The 275-nt window shown below is 39.3% G+C and carries 1 pseudogene; it reads right to left on the bottom strand.

From position 1 onward, the window contains the following. Positions 1 to 275, bottom strand: a pseudogene (locus AAEY68_RS21035) (hypothetical protein); the annotation flags it as partial.

Below are 275 nucleotides of genomic sequence, written 5' to 3'. Positions count from 1 at the left end.
AAACGGGGTTACTCATAAGCAGTTGTTTGTATGATCTTTTTGCTTCTGTAACGTAATGTTGCATTTGTACATAGGTTTCTGGTGTATCTAGTAAATAAAGGGTATCAGGATAAGCACCCCCATCTGATTCATGTCCTTTAACCATGCCTAACTCATTCACCTTACCTGTAGTTTCTGTAACTAGCTTTAACCGCGATAGCACATCATTCTTCTTATCATTAATGACTTCCAGCGCCTGGGTAAAATCTCCGTTAAATACTAAATCACTGGACGGG

This window comes from Pseudoalteromonas sp. RB2-MNA-CIBAN-0110 (genome assembly GCF_040309305.1).
GTDB lineage: Bacteria > Pseudomonadota > Gammaproteobacteria > Enterobacterales > Alteromonadaceae > Pseudoalteromonas > Pseudoalteromonas arctica.
The sequence above is the reverse complement of the archived record's forward strand: the minus strand, read 5'-3'. Positions and strand labels throughout refer to the sequence as shown.